Raw genomic sequence first — 19,964 nt, forward strand, 5'->3', positions numbered from 1 at the left:
TCGTCCGTCATTCGTCCTGCGCCGCCGACAGCAGGCCGTCGCCGTCCACGTTGAAGCTGAAGCCTCGCCAGATCACACGCGACGAGCAGAAGCTCGCGACGAAAATCGCAAACGATACGATATCCCATAACGGCAGCAGCCACAGGTCGCGATGCGCCTGCTTCAACGCGCGATCGGACAGCAGTTTCAACGCGAGGCGCGCGCACATGGCGGCCAGCGCGAGCGACCATGCCCACCATCCGCCGCCCGAGAAGACGAGCGCGAGCAGCGCGAACGCGAACGGATGAATCAGCGCCGAGCCGAGATGGCCGAGCGGATCGATGCGGCGGATCGTGCGGCTCCAGCGCAGTTCATGCGCGATCAGTTGCGCCGCACTCGCTTCGACGCACGCATGCGAGATCGTGAACGGCGGGATCGCCACCTTCTCGCCGGTCATGCGCACCGCCTCGCCGATCGCGTGGTCTTCCGCCAGATGCCGCACGAACGGCGTCAGCCCGCCAATCTTTTCGAGCGTGTCGCGCCGCATCGCAATGGTCTGGCCGAAACACGGGCGCGCAAGCCCGAGCGCGAGACCGGTCACGACGCCCGGCAGGAACTGATAGTTGGTCGCCTTGGCCGACAGACGCGGCCAGAAGCCAGGGTCGGGCTGTCCGCGATACGCGCAGGTGACGAGCCCCACGCCGGGTTTCTGCAATTCGCCGATCACATTGCGCAGATAGTCCGGCTCGACGCTCACGTCGCTGTCGGCGAAGACGAACACGTCGTGCTGCGCCTGCGGCAGCATATTGAGGATGTTGCTGATCTTGCGGTTCGGCCCGTAGAGACGCGCATCGGCCACCACGGTGATGTGCGCTTCGGGATAGAGGCGGCGCAGTTCGTCGACGGTTTGCAGCGCGGGATCGGCCGAATCGTGCACGCCGAACAGAAACTGCACGGGCCCCGGATAGTCCTGCCGGCAGAAGCTGGAAAGATTGTCGAGCAGCGCCCACTCGTTGCCATGCAGCGGCTTGACGATCGTGACCGGCACGAACTCGCTCGGCTCGGACACCGCCCGCTCGAAGAACCGTCCGATCAGCGCACCGGCAAGCACGGTGTAGCCAATGCCGAAGACCGCGCCCGCCGCGCAGGCGCAGGCCAGCGTGACGGCGACCAGATGCGCGGCGCTCACGCCTCGTGGGCGCGCAGGAAACGGAAGAATTCGACACCCTCGCGCAGGCGCCGTTTCATCATGTCCCAGCTCGTCAGCATCTCCCGCAGGATTTCCCAGATCTTCGACGGCCGGAAATAGAAACGCTTGTAGAAGTTTTCGAGCTGATGGTAAATCTCGTCGCGCGACAGATGCGGATAGCCGATCGCCGCGAGCTGCACGCCCGATTTGCTGACGAGGTTGATCACCTTGTTCTCTTCGAGCCAGCCGTTGTCGACCGCCTGGTTGTAGAGCGTCGTGCCGGGATACGGCGCCGCGAGCGATACCTGGATCGTGTGCGGGTTGATCTCTTTCGCGTATTCGATCGTCTTCTGGATCGTGTCCTGCGTTTCGCCCGGCAGACCGAGAATGAAGGTGCCGTGAATCTTGATGCCGAGTTTGCGGCAATCGTCGCTGAAACGGCGTGCGATGTCCGTGCGCAAACCCTTCTTGATGTTCAGCAGGATCTGGTCGTCGCCCGATTCATAGCCGACCAGCAGCAGGCGCAGGCCGTTTTCCTTCATGATCTTCAGCGTCGGGTACGGCACGTTCGCTTTCGCGTTGCACGACCACGTCACGCCCAGTTGCCCAAGACCGCGGGCAATTTCTTCGACACGCGGCTTGAAGTCGGTGAAGGTGTCGTCGTCGAACATGATCTCCCTGACTTCAGGCATGTTGTCGCGAATCCACTTCACTTCCGCCAGCACGTTCTCCACCGAGCGCGTGCGGTAGCGATGCCCGCCCACCGTTTGCGGCCACAGGCAGAACGTGCACTTCGAGCGGCAACCACGGCCCGTGTAGATCGACACGTACGGGTGCTTCAGATAGCCGATGAAGTAGTTGTCGATCTTCAGATCGCGCTTGTAGACGGGCGCGACGAACGGCAACTCGTCCATGTTCTCGAGGATCGGGCGTGCTTCGTTGTGCTCGATCGAACCGTCGGCGGCGCGATAGCTCAGACCTTTGATCTGCGCGAACGGCTTGCCTTCGGCGACTTCCTGACAGGTGAAATCGAATTCCTCGCGACAGACGAAGTCGATCGCTTCGGTAGCCGTCAGCGAATTGTGCGGATCGACGGCGACCTTGGCGCCCACCATGCCGATCAGTACGGACGGTTTGCGCTTCTTCAGGTCTTCGGCGAACAGGGCGTCGGTGGGAAAGGACGGCGTGCTGGTGTGGATCACCACCAGATCGTATTGCTCGGCAATGTCCAGCGTTTGTTCGACCGACAGACCATCTGCCGGTGCATCGAGCACGCGGCTGTCGGGCACGAGTGCGGCGGGCTGCGCGAGCCACGTGGGATACCAGAACGAACGGACTTCACGTTTGGCCTGATAGCGCGAACCCGCGCCACCATCGAAGCCGTCGTACGACGGCGCCTGCAAGAACAGGGTTTTCATGGATGCTCCAGCAAGGCTTGTATCGGCGCTTTCAGTTCTCTAGCGACAAACTGTCGGAACTATTTCCCGCCGGGCGGCGGGCAATCGCGCAAATACTACGGAGCAAAGCTGAAGGAAACCTTAAGCAAATCCACTGACCGGCCGCGCGCCTGTCGCGCGCGAACCGGCCCCTGCGTTCAGACCGGCTTGATGTCCGCCGCCTGTTTGCCCTTCGGCCCCTGCTTGATTTCAAAGCTGACCTTCTGGTTTTCCTGCAACGACTTGAAACCCTCGGAACGGATCTCCGAGAAGTGGGCGAACAGATCTTCGCCGCCGTCGTCGGGCGTGATGAAGCCAAAGCCTTTCGCGTCGTTAAACCATTTCACTGTACCGGTTGGCATGTCGATTCCTCGTGTGCATCTGGGTTGATTGGCCTGCATTGGCCGGGTTTCGCCCGCCGCTTCTGAAGGTTGCCTCGCTTGCTGCTTCGGCGCTGCTTCCGCGTGCTGTCTTGCATCACGCTTGCGCCTGCTTCCGGCAACATCCACGGCCGCGGGATCAGGCCGGTTTCTGCTACTGCTGCTCGACTCTACGCTTCTTTGCGCGGCGCCGCTTCGACCAGTTTTTCGCCGCCGCGGCAGTCGCGCAGCAAAACGCGTGCCGTGGATCGTGCGCACGGCCACCCATCGGTGCGATTTCGCACAATCAGATAAGATGTTTGCAATCTGCAGTCCATCCAGGGCCCGCGCAGGTCCAGCCCCCATGTGTGACGATCGCGCGGCCTGCCGTTTTCCCCTATACAGGAACCCCAGCATGGCCATTCCGAGCTATACCGATACCCGACTTCTGATCAACGGCGAATGGTGCGACGCCGCCAGCGGCAAGACCCTCGACGTCATCAACCCGGCCACCGGCCAGGCCATCGGCAAAGTGGCGCACGCCGGCATTGCCGATCTGGACCGGGCGCTCGCCGCCGCGCAGCGCGGCTTCGAAGCCTGGCGCAAAGTGCCGGCCAACGAGCGCGCCACGACCATGCGCCGCGCCGCCGCGCTGGTGCGCGAGCGGGCCTCGGACATCGGCCGTCTGATGACGCAGGAACAGGGCAAGCCGTTCGCCGAAGCGCGTATTGAAGTGCTGGCGGCGGCGGACATCATCGAATGGTTTGCCGACGAAGGCCGCCGTGTCTACGGCCGGATCGTGCCGTCGCGCAACCTGGCGGCGCAGCAACTGGTGCTCAAGGAGCCGATCGGCCCGGTAGCGGCCTTCACGCCGTGGAATTTCCCGGTCAACCAGGTGGTGCGCAAGCTGAGCGCGGCACTCGCGTGCGGCTGCTCGTTCCTCGTCAAGGCCCCGGAAGAAACACCGGCGTCGCCGGCAGCACTGCTGCAGGCTTTCGTCGAGGCCGGCGTGCCGGCGGGTACGGTCGGTCTCGTGTTCGGCGATCCGGCTGAAATTTCCGGCTATCTGATTCCGCATCCGGTGATCCGCAAGGTCACGTTCACCGGTTCGACGCCGGTCGGCAAGCAACTGGCGGCACTGGCCGGTGCGCACATGAAGCGCGCGACAATGGAATTGGGCGGTCACGCTCCGGTCATCGTGGCCGAAGACGCCGACGTGGCGCTGGCCGTCAAGGCCGCGGGCGGCGCGAAGTTCCGCAATGCCGGCCAGGTCTGCATCTCGCCCACGCGCTTCCTGGTGCACAACAGCATCCGCGAGGAGTTCGCCGCGGCGCTGGTCAAGCATGCTGAAGGCCTCAAGCTGGGCGACGGCCTCGCCGAAGGCACGACCCTCGGGCCGCTCGCCAACGCCCGGCGTCTGAGCGCAATGAGCAAGGTGCTCGACGACGCGCGTAAAACCGGCGCCAAGGTCGAAACGGGCGGCGAACGCGTGGGCTCGGAAGGCAACTTCTTTGCGCCCACCGTGCTGACCAACGTGTCGCTCGAAGCCGACGTGTTCAACAACGAGCCGTTCGGCCCGATCGCGGCGATTCGCGGCTTCGACAAGCTCGAAGAAGCGATCGCCGAAGCGAACCGTCTGCCGTACGGTCTGGCGGGCTACGCGTTCACGAAGTCGTTCAGCAACGTGCACCTGCTGTCGCAGCAGGTGGAAGTGGGCATGCTGTGGATCAACCAGCCGGCTACGCCGTCGCCGGAAATGCCGTTCGGCGGCGTGAAGGATTCGGGTTACGGTTCGGAAGGCGGCCCGGAAGCGATGGAAGGCTACCTGGTCACCAAGGCGGTATCCGTGATGGCGGTTTAAGGCCGGCTCAGGCGGCGCGTTCGCCGCCGCCTCTTTACCCTGTACGAGGTCCGCGAGCTTTCGCTCGCGGACTTTTTTTATTGTCATCTGTCCGCGCCCTTTTGCTTATCCCTTTTGCTTATCCCTTTTGCTTATCCCTTTTGCTTATCCCTTTTGCTTGCGCACGACGCGAAAACGCACGATCAACCCGCTCAATCCACCTGAACGGCTGAAGTTGCCAGGCAGCGACTGACTCTGCAACTGAATGTATCCGTGCGGCATGGCTGCCGCGATACGCCGCGCCGAACGCCTGAGCCCGGTCGACCCAACTGCCAGCCGCCCCACCCTGGTACGCAAGCCGCGCCGCCATTGCGTCTTTTTCACAGCGTGTTCAACGGCTTGCGTGTCTGGCGCGACGCCGCCCGTCATCCGCTCGTTACGCGCATTACGCTCCGGCGCAAGCTCTTCACACCACCCACATGTTGCCGCCGCACGCGGCTATCGACACGTCCTGTTACACACAAACACACCGGTAATGCCGCCGGTCAGTAGAGTTCGGGTCACAAGGAAACGGGAGCAATGCCATGAAAAGAATTTTCGCGCTGGCCATTCTGGCCGTCACGCTCGGCGGTGCATTGAGCGGTTGCATCGTAGTTCCGGAAGGCGGCTATCACGACCACGATCACTACCATCACGATCGCGACCACTATTGAGCGCGAACCGCGCAAGACTGTCCACTCACCACCGTAGAAGCCGGAAATAAAACATGAACGAATCACGAAACCGCTGGCTGTCCGTGGCGATCGTTGCGGGTCTGGGAATTGGCGCATCGTCAGCCGCGCTGGCCCACGTCGATGTAGGCGTGAACATCGGCATTCCGGGGGTCGCATATGCGCCTGAACCCGTGTATGCCCCGCCACCTCCGGTCTACGCGCCGGCTCCGCCGGTGGTCGTGGTGAGTCCGGGCTGGTACGGCGAGCGCTACTACGACGGCCGCCGCTACTGGGACCGGCGCGAGTGGGAAGAGCGCCATCACGGTGGACGCGAATGGCATGAGGCGCGCGGCCCGCATGGCGACTGGCGCGGCCACGACAATGGGTGGCATGGTCAGGGCGACGACCGCGGCCACGATCACGGCGAGCATTGATGCGCATGCCGCGCTCGCATCAGTGATGACGCGATGACGCGGCAACGCACACGCATCCGCGCCACATCTTCTGCAGGAGCGACGCTTTGCTACGCAGCGATCCGAGACGAGTCACCGCGCAAATCAACGACACGCTGATCAGCGCTGAATATAGCGAGCAGACCGGTCAATTGTGTTTGCGTCAGGACGGCGCACTATTGCGCGAATGGTTTCCACCTCACTCGTGGATCGCGATTGCGTCAGTGGCGGGCGCGCGGCACTGGGGCACGCGACCTGACGACGATGATCTGCTGGCGCTGTTGCACAACGAGATGACCCTGTTGCGCGCGCCATAGAAAACAGTCTGCTTGCGCGCGGCGCTACGCTCGCCGCGCGCTTCGCCGTTCGCTCAACGGGCGTTGTAAATCGGCGGCGAATAGGAGCTGACCGTCGTGTCCGTGCCGTGACCGGCTTGCCACGTACCACGGCTACCTGAACCATAACCGCTGTTATCGGCTTGAGCCGGGACCTGCTGGCCCGAAGCCTGCGCCTGCACGCCCTGTGCGTCTTGCGACGCGGGCTGGCTGGACGACTGAGCGAACGAAGCCACCGGCGCGGCAAGAACAACGGCGATAGCAACAGCTTGAATGAGCGACTTCATGAAACCACCTCCAGAGATTGTCTTTCTACATGCTGCGGATGGTGCTCTTGTTGCAGCGGTAGATGTAGTGTAGGTGCCCGGCGCAGCGGGATAAATCCGCCAATCCTGAATTCACTGTTGCTGCTGCTACTACAATGGAAAACGACTGTTCGTCGAGTGTTTGATAAAACCATTTGCTCGAAATACGCCGTTTCCCTGACCACCATACGGTGACTGTTAAGGACGGCGCTCACAGTGGCTCTTCTGCAGAAGCGCATGTCGGCGAAAAAGCACCGAATTTATCTTTTATATAAGATGTGCATTTTCAGAATCCGCAGCGCAATTACGCTGCCACGTGCGCTTCAGGAGCAAGCATGCGGTGGTTTATTCTTATCTGGTTCACAGCGAGTGCCGCCTATGTTTCACGGCGCGGCACGGTCCGATTCGGATTCTGGCGGCAACTATCAGACCATTCGACATTCATGGCACCGGTCAATTGCCTCTGGTACATGCTGTCGACACTCAAGTCCAACGCCTTCATCGATAAAAAGCTTTTTCCGGAGCTGGCGGCATTACAGGCCAACTGGAAAACCATCCGGGACGAGGCGCTCGCAGTAGATGCGGCACAAAAGATATCCGCGTCGAGTAACTATAACGACATTGGCTTCAACTCGTTCTTTAAAACGGGTTGGCGGCGCTTTTATCTGAAATGGTATGACGCGCCTCATCCCTCCGCTGAAGCCCTGTGTCCGGTCACCACGCGGTTGCTGCAGGATATCCCCACCGTCAAGGCCGCCATGTTCGCGCAATTGCCGCCGGGCGCGAGTCTCGTTCGCCATCGCGATCCGTACGCGGGATCCATTCGCTATCACCTTGGACTCGTCACGCCGGACGACCCTAAATGCTATATCGACGTAGACGGCCAGCACTATTACTGGCGCGACGGCGAAGCCGTGCTATTCGACGAAACCTATATTCACTACGCGAAGAATGAAACCGATAAGTCGCGCATCGTTCTTTTCTGCGACATCGAGCGTCCAATGTACTTTCGCTGGGCGGCCGCGCTCAATCGAATGTTCTCCGCCATTCTGCTTCGCGCGGCAACCTCGCCGAACGAAGCCGGAGATCGCACCGGCTTTCTGAATCTCATTTTCAAATACCTGTATGCCGTGCGGCGGCTCGGCAAGCGTATCAAGGCATGGCACCGGCCAACGTACTACATGATCAAATGGATTCTGTTCGGCGCGATTATCGTAGGTCTATTCGCCGCGTTGTAATCTGGCGAGGCGCGTGTGCGCCGCGCCTCCCCCTATTCAGGAAACGACCGCCGCGGAAAAGGCCGGCCTGCTTCTGATCGCCTGAAGCCACCGGTCCAGCGAGGGCAGCGGTTGCGGCGCGTCCAGCCGCCCGGCAAACCGTTCGGCCAGATGCACCCAGCGGTGCGCCGCGAGGCCAACGCCGATATCGGCCACGGTAAAGCGATCCTGCGCGAGATAGTCGTGTTTTTCGAGGACCGCGTCCGCAATGCCGAGAAGCCGCGTTGCTTCACGATATGAACGCCCGATGGCGTCATAGTCGCGTTGCGCCTCCGGCACGCGGGTCAGCCCCAGGAACGCAACGCGCAATGTCGCCCACAGCGTGCCGAGTTGCCAGTCCATCCAGCGCTCGACGTCGGCGCGCTCAGCGGGTTTGGACGGCAGCAAGGTGTGCGCGTCGTATTTCGCGGCCAGGTAACGCACAATCGTATTGGATTCCCACAGCACACACTCGCCGTCGACGAGCGTGGGCACCAGTGCGTTCGGATTGAGCGCGCGATACTGCGGCGTGTCGATCACGCCGAATTCGAGTCCCGCATCGATCCGTGAAAATTCCCGCCCTTCCGCGAGACCCAGTTCAGCGAGACACCACAGCACTTTCTGCACATTGATCGAACTGCGTCGGCCATAGACCTGCATTGCAATACCTCATTGGCTAGTGAATTCTGGCGATTATCACATTCACGAGCCCCGCGCCGAATAGAACGATCAGCGGATTCATCTTCGGGCGTGAAAGAAAAAGGGCCAACGCGATGGCGGCGAGCGCCCAGATCGTCCATGTGGACGAGGAAGCGTGCAGCACCGAAAATGCGCCTGCGAGAATCAGCCCGGTTGCAACCGGCGCGAGGCCCTGCTCCGCGGTCCGGTGCCAGGGATGCTGCTTGTGCCGCGTCCATGCGATCGTCGCACCGTAGGCAAGCATCGAAGACGGTACGAAGAGCGCCAGCGAAGCAACCACGGCACCCATGAAACCGGACGCCTTCCAGCCGATCAGTGTCGTCAGCAACGCACCCGGGCCGGGCGCCGCGCGCGAGATCGCGAACAGGTCGACGAATTCCGCCTGCGTGACCCAGCCGTGGATTGCAACGGCCTGCTGGTTGATATCGGCGACGATACTTTGTCCGCCGCCCAGCGACAGCAACGACAGCGGCGCGAATACGGCGATCAGTTGCAGGTAGATGTTATCGCGCACCGTGACGGCTCCTGGAGGCGAGGTACAACCCGGCGGCTCCCGCCACCAGTGCGACCGGCACGAGTGGCCAGCGCAGCACGCCGACCGCGACGAAGACCACGGCGATCAGCGCAAGCGGCCAGCGTCGTACCGCGAGCAGCGAGCGTGCGGTGCGAAAGCCCACCGAAGCGGTCATGCCGATCGCCGCGGCGGCCACGCCTTCGAGAAACTCATGCAGCCACGCGAGTTGCGCGAACTGATGAAACACCGTGGCGAGCAGAACGATCACCACCATAGGCGGCACGAGCAACGAAGACACGGCAACCGTGCTGCCGATCGCACCCTTCATGCGGTAGCCGACATAGATCGACAGGTTGATCACGTTCGAGCCGGGCAGGATCTGCCCGAGCGTGAGTGCCCCAAGGAACTCATCTTCATCCAGCCAGCCTCTTTGCGTCACCACTTCGCGATAGATCCACGCGGACAGGCCGCCGCCGAAACTCGTGAGCCCGACGCGCGCGAACAACAGAAGAATCTGCAGCAACGACACGTCATTCGTTTTACGCACGGACACGGATTGCATGCAGGCTGACTCCTTGCTGTTACCTGTCGCGACGGAGGCAGCCGGCGCTGCCGCACGGATAAAACTCAGGTGGCGTCAATGCCGCTCGTTCGCCAGCCGATGCGCGGCGGCCACCTGCTCCTCCACCTCACGCACCAGCTTCGACGATTTTCTCCGGCGGCTCCAGACCGACGCCGCCACGCTGATTGCGGCGCAGCCGAGCAGACTCGCGGCGATGGGACTGCGAAGAAACACGCTCGGATCGCCATTCGAAATGGTCAGCGCCTGACGGAACGACTGCTCGAGCGTGTGGCCCAGAATCAGCCCGAAGAGCAGCGGTGCCTTGGGAATGTCGAACTTGCGAAACGCGTAGCCGACAATGCCGAAGAACAGCGCGAGAAACAGGTCGAACACGTCATTGCTGAATGAATACACCCCTGCGGACGCGATCACGAGAATCAGACACAGCAGCACGCCGGACGGCACATAGAGGATTCGCGACAGAATGCCGACGAGTGGCAGATTCAGCAGCAACAGCATGATGTTGCCGATATACATGCTCGCGATGAGGCCCCAGACGAGATCCGGCTGGGTGTGAAACAGCATCGGGCCGGGCTGGATGCCATACATGATGAACGCGCCCATGATCACCGCCGTCGCGCCGGACCCCGGAACACCGAGCGCCAGCAGATGCACGAACGCGCCGCAAGTGTCCGCGTTGGTCGCCGCTTCCGGCGCCGCAACCCCTTCGATCGCGCCGTGGCCGAACTCCTCCGGATGCTTCGAGATCTTCTTTTCCAGCACATACGAAAGCATCGCCGCGAGCGTGCCGCCGAGTCCCGGCGCCGCGCCGCAGATAAAGCCGACCGCCGAGCCGCGAAAGATCGCCGGCCGCGCGCGGCGCCATTCCTGGCGGGTGAACCACACTTTGCCCTCCACGCGCACGGTGTGCAGCGTGCCGCCGAGCGTGCCTTCGACCATCCGGCTGACTTCGGCAATGGCGAACAGACCCACCACCACCACGAGAAAGTTCACCCGGTCCTGGAGTTGCGTGAGGCCGAGCGTAAAACGCGGCACCCCGCTTTGCAGATCGATCCCGACTGTTGCGAGACCGAGCCCGAGGAATACCGCCATCATCCCTTTGCCCAGCGAATCGCCGGTGAGCGCGCCGACTGTCGACAGCGCGAAGCAGATCAGCGCGAAATATTCAGTAGGCCCAAAATGCAGCGCGACGGCAGCGAGCGGCGCCGCGACGAACGCAAGCGCGGTTACGCCCATCATGCCGGCCATGAACGAGCTGACCGCGGCAATCGCCAGCGTGGCGGCCGCTCGGCCTTTCCTTGCCAGCGGATAGCCGTCGAGCACGGTCATCACTGCGGCTGCGTCTCCCGGCGTGTTGAGCAGGATCGCGGTGACCGCGCCGCCATACATGCAGCCGTAATAAATGCCGGTGAGCATCATGAGGGCCGAAATGGGATCCATGCCGAAGGTCACCGGAATGAGCAATGCAATTCCCGCCGACGGGCCAATGCCCGGCAAATGGCTGATCATCGTGCCGATGAACACACCGAAAAGCGTATACATGAGATGCATCGGTGTCGCGGCAACCGCGAGTCCGTGCAGAATGCCTTGCAGACTGTCCATGATGCGAACGCCTCAAAATGGGAGAAGGCCGGTCGGCACCGGAACGCCGAGAAGCTGGGAAAACAGCAGATCGAAGACCACCGTCACGCCGAGCGCGATGGCGAGATTGGTTTTGTGGCGTCGACGGTTGAAATAGCTGAGCAGCCCAAACAGAAACACCGAGGTCGAGAGTACATAGCCGGCACGCTCGAAACACAGGTAATAGACGGCGGTCCAGACCACCATGCCGATCAGGACGAACGGACGCTGCTTCGGTTCGGGCGCCGTCTGTTCCGCGTGCGGGTTCTTTGTGTCGGCCGCCGTTTGCGCGGAAGTCTGCGCGCAAACCGGTTCAGCCATTTTCGAATGAACCTTGCCGCGCCCTTCGAGCAGGATAACCAGCGCCGAGGCGATCAGTCCCACGCCGACGAGAGCCGGAAACGCCCTCGGCCCGAGCGGGTCGCTCAGGCGGACTTCAGGCAAGCGCATATCCATGTACAGGTACGCTGCGGCGAGCGCCATTACACAGAATGCGAGCCATACATCGCTGCTGATGCTTTTCATGTCTCCTCCAGAGTTCGACTCCGGCGGCGGCTGCCCAGGGTGGCCGCTGCCGCCGGTTCACGCGGCCCACGAGGAGCTCGCGTAGTCGTGCCCGTTTATTTGCGAGCGCGTCGTGCCGCGCCCGCCGCTTGCGCCGTGCAGCCAATGCGCGACGTCTCAGCTACGGCAGCGCCGCATCACTTCTCGTTGTAGCGGCCCGGCTTCACCACCTCGGCGATCGTGCCGTCCGGTGCGCGAAACTTCAGTGCACCCTCGCCTTTCGCCGAAAGAATCTCGCCACCGTACTGCTTGATCTTCTCGGCGGCCACTTCCTGGTCGTCGACCGTGACGCCCCAGTGGTGCAAACGCGGACCGGCGCCGGCGAGTTGCGCTTCGTGCGAGTCTTCGCTGTCGTACTTCATCAACGTAAAGTCGATGTGACCGTCGGTCATGTGACGCGAGATGTGCTCGCGGTTGCGCCCGGTCTTCACTTCCTTGAAGCCGAACACTTCGGTATAGAAACGGGTCGCCTGTTCGAGGTCGTCGACCTTGACTGCGAGGTGAACGATGCGTGACATATGGATCTCCATGTCGATAGGTACTGCGGGTTGGAAGAAAGATTCGCTACTTCGCGATGCCAAGCTCGCCAAGCAGAGGGGTCAGGCGATTGCGCTCGTCCTGAAGAAATGCACGGGTCTGAGTGCTGTTTTTATAGTCTGCAGTCCAAAGATTCCGTTTCACGGCCACGGCCCACTCCGGCGACGAGGTAGCCTTCTGCAATACGTTGTCCCACCACGCTATTTCGGCGGCCGTCATGTTCTTCGGACCGACCAGCACGCGCCAGGTCGTAAAGTCCACATTGATGCCCTGCTCCTTCCACGTCGGCACGCCTGCCAGTTCGCCGCCCTGACGCGCGCCGGCGGGAATCGCAATCATGCGCACCGCGCCGGACTTGCTCGGTCCCAACACCACGCCCGCAGGCGTCGCGGCAGCCGTTACGTGGCCGCCCATCAACGCCGTCAACGCTTCACCGCCTGAATCGAAAAATACGACTTTGATTTTCTTCGGATCCTGGCCGGCGCCTTTCATCACGAGCGCCGCGGCGTCGTGACTCTGACCGCCCGGCGAACTCGACACGCCCAGCGTGACGCTGGTGGGATCTTTCTTGAGCATCTGCACGAGATCGCTGCCCGACTTGATCGGCGAATTGCCCGGCACCGAGAACACCACCTGCTCGGTCACGAACACGGCAAGCGGCGTCACGTCGTCGATACCTACCGTGGAAAGGCCCGTAATCCGGTTGGTGATCAGCGGCAGCGCCTCTACCGTGACAAAGTGGCCGTCGCCTTCGTGTGAATTGATGTACGCGATACTGACCGTGCCGCCTCCGCCAGGCCGGTTGATGACCGTAACGGGCCGGGGCGACAGCTTCTCCTGCTGAATGACGCTCTGCAGCGTGCGGGCAACCAGATCGAGTCCTCCACCAGGCGCGCTCGGCACCACGATCTCGACCGGCCGTCGGGGCTGCCACGTGTCCGCGGCGCTCGCCAGCGTCGCGCACGCCGATAGCAGCACGACACAGATGCCACGCGCGACACCTGATATCTCAAGCCTCCTCCTCATCACTTCGTCTCCTGTTTATAGTGCTCTGTGGCCGTTTAGAAATTGAATGCGTCGAATGTACTGGCGGCGAAGAGGCTTTCCATTGGCACCTCGTTCTGGATCAGCCCGTCGCTCTTCGCATAACGCTGCAACGTGTCGAGGTCGAGACGGTTCTCTTTCAGACCGTAGCGCCAGTAGTCCACCCCCATCAGCGATTTGACGCGCTCGTATTCGGACGTGAGCCACGGATGCATGACGCGCAGCGTGTCGGTTATCGCGAGTTCGTCGAGCGCGATATCGCGCGACTTCCTGAACGCGGCAAACACATTGACCGGCAGCCACGGATGCTGCTCGACGAGCGAGCGGCGAATGCCGACCACATGCATGGGCGGGAAGAGTCGCGTTTTCCGGAACCACGTCTCCTCGTCTTCGCGGAAGGTGGGAAAAAGACGCTGCACGTGTTCATTGCGGCCGAAGCACGAAGGCGGTTTCGGCGCGATCACCGCGTCGATCTCTCCTTCGTCGAGCAGGCGCGCGAGCGTCTGGTCCGAGGCGATCGGCTCCACCTGAATAGCGGGCGCGAGGTTGTACGGCACGCGCGCCTCGCGGCCGGTCTGTTCGAGACCGCCGACCCTCCACTGCACGTCGCGGCTGCGAACGCCGTATTCGTCCGCGAGCATGCCGCGCGCCCAGATTCCCGCCGTCTGCTGAAAGTCGGGCACGCCGATACGACGGCCTTTTAGCGCTTGCGGGGAATCGATGCCGCGATCGGTACGGATATAGATCGCCGAATGACGGAACGAGCGCGACAGGAACACCGGCACACCGATATAACTGCTTTGCCCACGAGCGGTAGTCAGCAGGTGCGTGCCGAGCGACAGCTCCGATATATCGAATTCGCCATGACGGAACGCGCGTTGAAAGAGCTCTTCGGCGGGCCCATTCACGAAGTTGATCCGGCAGCCGTCGATCACGGCTTTTCCGTCGATCAGCGCACGTGTGCGGTCCGTAACCTGGCAAGCCAGCGATAGTTCAAGCATAGAGAAAAGCACCGTAGGCTAATATGAAAACTGGGGACCGGTACTTGAAAACGAGCATCGATCCGCCTCCGTAATTCGTACTGCAAAATAATAATCATGCGCCCGACGCAACGTTGGGCGGTCATCGATCCGCGCACTCTTCGCGCGGTCCTGCTTCGGTTTTTTTGTGCGCGCCCGCCTTTGTCAGGCGAGCTGATCGGCGGCGGGCGGCACGGCGTTTTCTTCTCCGGATTTCACCAGACCGTCCAACGCGACGAGCATGCGTTCCTTCCCCTTCGACACGTGGCTGAAACTCGTCTCATAGCTCAGGCTGGCGTTGCGGGATTTGAGCGCATTGACGATCTCGCGATGCTCGTCATTCGACTGAAGCAACGCGCCACGCTGAACCATTCCGTGAACCCGGAACAGATGAAATTCCTTAACAAAGCCGCGATAGAGCTTGATCAGCCGCGAGTTACCGGTTGAACGCACGATGTAGTCGTGGAATTCGAGGTTTAGTGGATCGAACCGCGAAAAATCCCCTTTTTGCGCGGCCTCCTGCATCTCGTCGACATAAGCGTCAAGCTGGGTGGCCATCTCTTCGGTCATTAGCGGCGCGAGCAGCGATGCCGACAATGCCGTGAGTCCCGCGCGCAAATCGTAGACTTCAATTGCGTCGTCACGTGTGACACGCTGAATGAATACGCCACGCTGCGGGATCAGATACACGAGGCCGAGTTCGGCGAGCGCGCGGCACGCCTCACGCACGGGCCCGCGGCTCACAGAAAGCCTGTCTGCGACCGCCTTCTCATTGAGCCGCTGACCCGGCTTCAATTCGCCGCTCAGAATCATTCGCTCGATCTCGTGCTGAACCACGCCGGTCAATGTGTGCGCCCGGAAGTCAGCCAGCGAGACGGTGGGGGAGATGTGATCAGTTTCCATGAAAACGAGTCTAGGGTGCACCCTGAAAAATGTCAACACTTTACTTTTCCTGATCCCGTCTCTGTCGAAGGCCCGTGCGGCGGGCCTGACGCCCCTGCCATCTCACTGACATTTTCACGCCAGCCCCATCTGAAATCAGGCTGAGCGGCTCTTCGCCAGCCCTCAGAACCGGTGCCGCATTCCTATCCGGAAAGCGAGTTGATTTTGCGCATCGCTTCCCGAGTTGCCGAAGTAACTCGTCGACTTGCCGATCATCGCCTGCACCGGTACGCCGTCGTTCGATCCCGAGGCCTTCTGGTAAATCGCCAGCACGTAGACGCTGGTGCGCTTGCTCAGCGCGTACTCCACGCTGCTGTTGATCTGGTTCCACGAGCCTGTGGCCGACCCTCGAACCTGCGTGCGCGTATAACCCAGTGCCGCCTCCAGCGGCGCGCTGATCTGATACACCACGCCGCCTTCGTAGATGTTGAGCGTAGCCGCGCTGTGGTCCAGATTCTCCAGCCGCGTATTGGTCCAGAGCGCGTAACCGAGCAGCGAACCGAACTGGTACTTGGCGCCAATGCCCAAGGTGCGCAGATCGCGCTCGCCCAGCGGTTCGACATTGGCCAGCGTCAACTTGAGCGGCGGTACTTCCTGCAGCGGATAGGTGATGTCGGTGTAAGCGAAGGCCATGCTGAACGGCCCATTGCGATAGTCGAATCCGAAGCTGTAGGTGCGGGACGAGCCGCCTTTGCCATTATTTCCGTTCGAGCCGCCGAACTCCCCTGCGGCATTCGAAAAACCGTACATCGCGCCGACCTTGAAGCCGTACATTCGCACGCTGTCGAACTTCACCGAGTTGTTGATCCGCACCGACGTCAGCAGATCGAGCGTGTCGATGTGGTAAGCGTAAGCGTCGCCGGCAGTCAGGCCGCCTGTCGCATACCGGTTCAGATAGTCATGTGAGAACGGATACTGACGCCCCATCGTGAATGTGCCGACGCCGGTTCTGGATATCCCGACGAAAGCCTGCCGGCCGAACAGCGCGCCGCCCTGGCTGAGGGAGCCGTCGGCCAGGCCGAAACCATTTTCCAAAGTGAACACGGCCTTATAGCCGCCGCCCAGGTCTTCCGCGCCCTTCAAACCCCAACGGTTGCCTCCGTTAATGCCGTCGTCGAACTTGACGAGACTCGAACTGCCTCCAGACGCGTTCTCCGCGTGATTGACGTAGCTAATGCCGGCGTCGATCAATCCATAAAGGGTGACGCTGCTCTGAGCGTGAACCGCGCCCGTCACCCCTCCCAACGCTACGACACACAACAGCTTCTGAGCCTTACGGGTAATCACTTAAGTCTCCTAATTTTATGTCAGCCTGAAAGTAATTCATGGGTTCGGGTGCCGGCCTCGATCGGCGCCCCCCGGACTTCAACCTTCAACTGCTTTACCGCTCCGTTGCGCATCACCGCGCGCCGTAATACGTCTGCGTCCAGCAGACGGTTTCGGTGGTGCCCTACAACTTGAAAGCGAGTGTCGAAGGTTTTATGATAAATGTCAACATTTTACAGACCAGGGTTTTCCTGACATACGCACTCCATATGGCTTACTGCGCAATAGATTTCGGCACCTCGAATGCCGTCATCGCCGCCGATATCGGCGGAGGCACTTCGGATTTCTCGCTGGTGCGGATCGGCCCGCAGCGAATGGGGAAGATGGATCGCAAGCGGGACGCATTCGCGCATCACGGCGTACATGTCGCCGGGACGGATATCGACCGACGGGTCGAACTGGCAGCCATCCTGCAGGAGGCCGGCTACCGCAGCCTGGACACCGAAGGACGCGAAATACCGACCACGCCTATTTCGAGCTCGCGACCTGGCACCTGATCAATTCGCTCTACACGCCCAAACGGCCAGCAGAGCTTCGACTCATGCGCCACCTGTATCGGAATCCGGTTCACCACGACCGACTAATGCGTGTGGTGAAACGACGGCCCGGTCACGCGCTTGCCGCGAGCGCGGAGCAGGCAAAAATCGCGATCGCCGCCGGGGGTGACACGCTCATCGGGATCGACCCGATCGAGCCGGGCCTGAGCGTCGCTTTCGGTCAACAGCAACTGGTCGACGCGACGTGTGAAGAAAGCATGCGGATCGTTCACGCCGCCCGGAAAACGGCGCGACTGGCCGGCGTCGCTGCCGGGAAAGTCGACGCCGTATATTTCACCGGCGGTTCCACCGGCCTTGCGTCCCCGACGCGTGCGCTTGCGGGTGTGTTTTCGTTTTCCGAAGCCGAACAGGTGTTCGGTGATCCGCTGGCGAGCGTAGCAACCGGCCTCGGCATTCACGCAAAAACGGCTATTCGCTTAGCCGGACACGCGTGCGACTAGCCGATCAGTTCCCGATGCAACGCCATGAATTCATGAGCGAGCTTGTGCCGGGGGTCGAAGTGAATCATCGGCTTGGCGTACTGATGCGACTCGCGAATTTTCACGGACGTCGACAGTCGCGACGCCAGCACGGGCAAACCTTCGCTGATCAGTTCCTCGACTAACCGAAGGGGCAGGCTCGCACGCGCTTGAAACTGGTTGATCACGATTCCTTCGACCTCCAGCCCCGCGTTATGGTCCTGTTGAATCTCCCTGACGTTGTCGAGCAGCGTATATAGGGCCCGGCGCGAGAAATCGTCGCAATCGAAGGGAATCAGGCAGCGTTCGACCGCAATCAGCGCGGAGCGGGTATAGAAATTCAACGCAGGGGGCGTATCGATGTAAATCGCGTCGTACTCGTCCAGTTCGTTCAACGCGTCGCGCAGTTTGTAGATCTTGTAGCGCGACTCGAGCTTGCCGTGAAGCGTGTCGAGATCCGGATGAGAGGGCATCACATCGAGGTTCTCGAACGGCGTGCGGTGAATGAAAGTCGAAACCGGCGCCGGCCTGAAGCTGAAACTCAAGGCCGTTTCGAAGAAGTCCGCGACGTTGGGCTTGAGATCGGTCGCCTCTTTGCCGAGCAGATACTGGCTGGAATTGCCCTGTGGGTCGAGATCGATGACCAGCGTACGCAGATTCTCGCTGGCGTTGATGGCCGCGAGGTTGCATACGATGGTCGATTTGCCTACCCCGCCCTTCTGGTTGAAAATGACACGCCGCATTTGCCTTTGCCCCTATTTCGAAGAACGCGCTAAAGGGAGAGCATACCCCGGCAAAATGACAGCGCGAACATGGGCAGTCCGCGGTATGTCCGCTGAACACTGCGCCCTGCCCGCTCATGCTCATGCTTGCGCTTGCGCGCCGGCCACGCCAACGTAATTTTCGGCCATCGCGGTGGCCGCCGCGCGCGAGGTGGTCACATATTCGAGCTCGGCGACCTGCAACTGCTGGTCGAAAGGCGATGCACCGTCGATACGGTGCATCATGCTGGTCATCCAGTACGAGAAGTGCTCGGCACGCCAGATGCGTTTAAGCGCGGTCGCGCTGTAGCCGTCCAGCAGGTCCGTGCGGTTTTCAACGTAGAACGCATTGAGCGCCTCTGTCAGCACACGCACGTCGGCCACGGCCAGGTTCATGCCTTTCGCGCCGGTGGGCGGCACGATATGCGCCGCATCGCCGGCCAGAAATAGCCGGCCATGCTGCATGGTGTTCGACACGAAACTGCGCATGCCGACAATGTTCTTCTGGAAGATCTTGCCGTCGATAATTTTCTGTCCGTCGTGCGAGTCGACTCGCGCATGCAGTTCCGCCCAGATCCGGTCGTCGGACCAGTTCTCGACCGAATCTTTAGGATCGCACTGGAAGTACATGCGCTGCACGTTCGGCGAGCGCGTGCTGACCAGCGCGAAACCGCGCTCGTGACGCGCGTAGATCAGTTCATCCGACGACGGCGGCCCTTCACACAGGATTCCGAACCAACCGAATGGGTACACACGTTCGAAATCCCTGCGCAATGCCGGTGGAATCGATGCGCGCGACACGCCTTGCGAACCGTCGCAGCCGATCACGAAGTCGCATTGCAGTTCGTACGCTTCGCCTTCGTGGTGATAGCGGATCGACGGCTTGTCCGTTTCGATGTCGTGAATCGAGGTCTGCGACACGCCGAAACGCAGCTTTCCGCCGTCGGCCACACGCGCCGCGACGAGGTCCTTGATCACTTCGTGCTGTGCGTAGACCGTAATGGAATGCCCCGTGAGTCCAGTCAGATCGATGCGGCGCCGCTTGCCTTCGAAAGCCAGTTCGAAGCCGTGATGCAGCGCGCCTTCGGCTTTCATCCGCGCGCCGACGCCGGCATCGGTCAACAGGTCCATCGTGCCCTGTTCGAGTACGCCCGCGCGAATGGTGGATTCGATCTGATCACGAGCGCGCGACTCGAGCACGACGGAGTCGATGCCACGCAGGTGAAGAAGATGGGAAAGCAGCAGACCCGCAGGCCCGGCACCGACGATGCCAACTTGAGTGCGCATGAGTTGTCTCCTGAATGCGGCGTTAGATTTGCACTCAGTTTGACGAACACGCGCTATATCCGGCAACGCGATACGGTGGATAGGCTGTATCTGGTTTTGAAATAGCAGTCTGCATTGGGCACCCACGGCCGCCGGGCGCAACTGGGTGCTAACGCCGTCCAGGCACGGCTCGTGGCTCATCCGCCGGAC

The 19,964-nt window shown here is 61.4% G+C and carries 21 protein-coding genes and 1 pseudogene; 6 read left to right on the plus strand and 16 right to left on the minus strand.

Translation table 11 applies throughout. From position 1 onward, the window contains the following. Positions 1-7: 7 nt before the first annotated feature. From hpnI to BXE_RS11745, 3 genes are all read right to left on the minus strand, one after another. Positions 8-1,168 (minus strand): bacteriohopanetetrol glucosamine biosynthesis glycosyltransferase HpnI, encoded by a 1,161-nt coding sequence (gene hpnI, locus BXE_RS11735; RefSeq protein ID WP_011488516.1) that lies wholly within the window; start codon positions 1,166-1,168, stop codon positions 8-10. After that, a complete protein-coding gene (gene hpnJ / locus BXE_RS11740; protein WP_011488517.1) occupies positions 1,165-2,586 on the minus strand; it encodes a hopanoid biosynthesis associated radical SAM protein HpnJ in 1,422 nt (473 codons plus the stop codon). Before hpnJ ends, hpnI begins: the two co-directional genes overlap by 4 nt. A 176-nt stretch (positions 2,587-2,762) precedes the next feature. Next, the gene (locus tag BXE_RS11745) at positions 2,763-2,966 is read right to left on the minus strand and encodes a cold-shock protein (RefSeq protein WP_007181784.1); all 204 of its coding nucleotides are present in this window, start codon (positions 2,964-2,966) and stop codon (positions 2,763-2,765) included. A 412-nt stretch (positions 2,967-3,378) separates the two neighbouring features. On the opposite strand from BXE_RS11745, the gene BXE_RS11750 reads away from it, so the two are divergent. The 4 genes from BXE_RS11750 (at position 3,379) to BXE_RS11770 (ending at position 6,285) form a co-directional block, all read left to right on the plus strand. Continuing rightward, positions 3,379-4,824 carry an NAD-dependent succinate-semialdehyde dehydrogenase gene (locus BXE_RS11750; protein WP_011488518.1) on the plus strand — a complete coding sequence of 482 codons (1,446 nt, stop codon included), beginning with the start codon at positions 3,379-3,381 and terminating at the stop codon, positions 4,822-4,824. A gap of 563 nt (positions 4,825-5,387) precedes the next feature. After that, positions 5,388-5,516: a hypothetical protein gene (locus tag BXE_RS47880; RefSeq protein WP_038457896.1), complete on the plus strand. Its 129-nt coding sequence runs from the start codon at positions 5,388-5,390 to the stop codon at positions 5,514-5,516. A 53-nt stretch (positions 5,517-5,569) separates the two neighbouring features. After that, positions 5,570-5,950, plus strand: coding sequence for a hypothetical protein (locus tag BXE_RS11765; RefSeq protein WP_011488520.1), 381 nt, complete (start codon positions 5,570-5,572; stop codon positions 5,948-5,950). Between the two features lie 86 nt (positions 5,951-6,036). Next, positions 6,037-6,285, plus strand: a complete 249-nt coding sequence (locus BXE_RS11770; RefSeq protein WP_011488521.1) for a hypothetical protein — start codon at positions 6,037-6,039, stop codon at positions 6,283-6,285. Between the two features lie 53 nt (positions 6,286-6,338). On the opposite strand, the gene BXE_RS11775 is transcribed toward BXE_RS11770, so the two are convergent. Further along, positions 6,339-6,590: a hypothetical protein gene (locus BXE_RS11775; RefSeq protein ID WP_011488522.1), complete on the minus strand. Its 252-nt coding sequence runs from the start codon at positions 6,588-6,590 to the stop codon at positions 6,339-6,341. A 353-nt stretch (positions 6,591-6,943) separates the two neighbouring features. On the opposite strand from BXE_RS11775, the gene BXE_RS11780 reads away from it, so the two are divergent. Next, on the plus strand, positions 6,944-7,846 hold the full coding sequence (locus BXE_RS11780; RefSeq protein WP_011488524.1) for an aspartyl/asparaginyl beta-hydroxylase domain-containing protein: 903 nt from the start codon (positions 6,944-6,946) through the stop codon (positions 7,844-7,846). 36 nt (positions 7,847-7,882) lie between these two features. On the opposite strand, the gene BXE_RS11785 is transcribed toward BXE_RS11780, so the two are convergent. The 10 genes from BXE_RS11785 to BXE_RS11830 form a co-directional block, all read right to left on the minus strand. Continuing rightward, positions 7,883-8,524 carry a glutathione S-transferase family protein gene (locus BXE_RS11785; RefSeq protein ID WP_011488525.1) on the minus strand — a complete coding sequence of 214 codons (642 nt, stop codon included), beginning with the start codon at positions 8,522-8,524 and terminating at the stop codon, positions 7,883-7,885. 16 nt (positions 8,525-8,540) lie between these two features. Further along, the gene (locus tag BXE_RS11790; RefSeq protein WP_011488526.1) at positions 8,541-9,077 is read right to left on the minus strand and encodes a chromate transporter; all 537 of its coding nucleotides are present in this window, start codon (positions 9,075-9,077) and stop codon (positions 8,541-8,543) included. After that, positions 9,067-9,639 (minus strand): chromate transporter, encoded by a 573-nt coding sequence (locus BXE_RS11795; protein WP_011488527.1) that lies wholly within the window; start codon positions 9,637-9,639, stop codon positions 9,067-9,069. Before BXE_RS11795 ends, BXE_RS11790 begins: the two co-directional genes overlap by 11 nt. Before the next feature lie 75 nt (positions 9,640-9,714). Further along, positions 9,715-11,262: a tripartite tricarboxylate transporter permease gene (locus tag BXE_RS11800; protein WP_011488528.1), complete on the minus strand. Its 1,548-nt coding sequence runs from the start codon at positions 11,260-11,262 to the stop codon at positions 9,715-9,717. A gap of 12 nt (positions 11,263-11,274) precedes the next feature. Continuing rightward, the gene (locus BXE_RS11805) at positions 11,275-11,805 is read right to left on the minus strand and encodes a tripartite tricarboxylate transporter TctB family protein (RefSeq protein ID WP_011488529.1); all 531 of its coding nucleotides are present in this window, start codon (positions 11,803-11,805) and stop codon (positions 11,275-11,277) included. A gap of 176 nt (positions 11,806-11,981) precedes the next feature. After that, entirely contained in the window at positions 11,982-12,362 is a 381-nt protein-coding gene (locus tag BXE_RS11810; RefSeq protein WP_011488530.1) for a VOC family protein, read from the minus strand. A gap of 46 nt (positions 12,363-12,408) precedes the next feature. Next, on the minus strand, positions 12,409-13,407 hold the full coding sequence (locus tag BXE_RS11815; RefSeq protein WP_011488531.1) for a tripartite tricarboxylate transporter substrate binding protein: 999 nt from the start codon (positions 13,405-13,407) through the stop codon (positions 12,409-12,411). A gap of 35 nt (positions 13,408-13,442) precedes the next feature. Further along, entirely contained in the window at positions 13,443-14,426 is a 984-nt protein-coding gene (locus BXE_RS11820) for a 4,5-dihydroxyphthalate decarboxylase (protein ID WP_011488532.1), read from the minus strand. Between the two features lie 183 nt (positions 14,427-14,609). Then, the gene (locus tag BXE_RS11825) at positions 14,610-15,347 is read right to left on the minus strand and encodes a GntR family transcriptional regulator (protein WP_038457894.1); all 738 of its coding nucleotides are present in this window, start codon (positions 15,345-15,347) and stop codon (positions 14,610-14,612) included. Between the two features lie 162 nt (positions 15,348-15,509). After that, positions 15,510-16,673, minus strand: a complete 1,164-nt coding sequence (locus BXE_RS11830; RefSeq protein WP_011488534.1) for a porin — start codon at positions 16,671-16,673, stop codon at positions 15,510-15,512. A 287-nt stretch (positions 16,674-16,960) separates the two neighbouring features. On the opposite strand from BXE_RS11830, the pseudogene BXE_RS47210 reads away from it, so the two are divergent. After that, positions 16,961-17,709 (plus strand): annotated as a pseudogene (locus tag BXE_RS47210) (heat-shock protein); the annotation flags it as partial. Here BXE_RS47210 and BXE_RS11840 read toward each other — a convergent pair. Next, positions 17,706-18,470, minus strand: a complete 765-nt coding sequence (locus BXE_RS11840) for a ParA family protein (protein WP_011488535.1) — start codon at positions 18,468-18,470, stop codon at positions 17,706-17,708. The pseudogene BXE_RS47210 and the gene BXE_RS11840 sit on opposite strands and share 4 nt — an antisense overlap. Before the next feature lie 120 nt (positions 18,471-18,590). Then, on the minus strand, positions 18,591-19,775 hold the full coding sequence (locus BXE_RS11845) for a 4-hydroxybenzoate 3-monooxygenase (RefSeq protein WP_011488536.1): 1,185 nt from the start codon (positions 19,773-19,775) through the stop codon (positions 18,591-18,593). Positions 19,776-19,964 lie beyond the last annotated feature (189 nt).

This window comes from Paraburkholderia xenovorans LB400, assembly GCF_000013645.1.
Lineage (GTDB): Bacteria > Pseudomonadota > Gammaproteobacteria > Burkholderiales > Burkholderiaceae > Paraburkholderia > Paraburkholderia xenovorans.

Bases quoted from the DNA above. Each gene is read 5' to 3' on its own strand.
- BXE_RS11765 (WP_011488520.1), top strand. From the start codon at position 5,570: ATGAACGAATCACGAAACCGCTGGCTGTCCGTGGCGATCGTTGCGGGT.
- BXE_RS11780 (WP_011488524.1), top strand. From the start codon at position 6,944: ATGCGGTGGTTTATTCTTATCTGGTTCACAGCGAGTGCCGCCTATGTT.
- BXE_RS11815 (WP_011488531.1), bottom strand. From the start codon at position 13,407: ATGAGGAGGAGGCTTGAGATATCAGGTGTCGCGCGTGGCATCTGTGTC.
- BXE_RS11795 (WP_011488527.1), bottom strand. From the start codon at position 9,639: ATGCAATCCGTGTCCGTGCGTAAAACGAATGACGTGTCGTTGCTGCAG.
- BXE_RS11825 (WP_038457894.1), bottom strand. From the start codon at position 15,347: ATGGAAACTGATCACATCTCCCCCACCGTCTCGCTGGCTGACTTCCGG.
- BXE_RS11820 (WP_011488532.1), bottom strand. From the start codon at position 14,426: ATGCTTGAACTATCGCTGGCTTGCCAGGTTACGGACCGCACACGTGCG.
- BXE_RS47880 (WP_038457896.1), top strand. From the start codon at position 5,388: ATGAAAAGAATTTTCGCGCTGGCCATTCTGGCCGTCACGCTCGGCGGT.
- BXE_RS11750 (WP_011488518.1), top strand. From the start codon at position 3,379: ATGGCCATTCCGAGCTATACCGATACCCGACTTCTGATCAACGGCGAA.
- BXE_RS11800 (WP_011488528.1), bottom strand. From the start codon at position 11,262: ATGGACAGTCTGCAAGGCATTCTGCACGGACTCGCGGTTGCCGCGACA.
- BXE_RS11845 (WP_011488536.1), bottom strand. From the start codon at position 19,775: ATGCGCACTCAAGTTGGCATCGTCGGTGCCGGGCCTGCGGGTCTGCTG.
- BXE_RS11805 (WP_011488529.1), bottom strand. From the start codon at position 11,805: ATGAAAAGCATCAGCAGCGATGTATGGCTCGCATTCTGTGTAATGGCG.
- BXE_RS11840 (WP_011488535.1), bottom strand. From the start codon at position 18,470: ATGCGGCGTGTCATTTTCAACCAGAAGGGCGGGGTAGGCAAATCGACC.
- hpnJ (WP_011488517.1), bottom strand. From the start codon at position 2,586: ATGAAAACCCTGTTCTTGCAGGCGCCGTCGTACGACGGCTTCGATGGT.
- BXE_RS11785 (WP_011488525.1), bottom strand. From the start codon at position 8,524: ATGCAGGTCTATGGCCGACGCAGTTCGATCAATGTGCAGAAAGTGCTG.
- BXE_RS11810 (WP_011488530.1), bottom strand. From the start codon at position 12,362: ATGTCACGCATCGTTCACCTCGCAGTCAAGGTCGACGACCTCGAACAG.
- BXE_RS11775 (WP_011488522.1), bottom strand. From the start codon at position 6,590: ATGAAGTCGCTCATTCAAGCTGTTGCTATCGCCGTTGTTCTTGCCGCG.
- BXE_RS11745 (WP_007181784.1), bottom strand. From the start codon at position 2,966: ATGCCAACCGGTACAGTGAAATGGTTTAACGACGCGAAAGGCTTTGGC.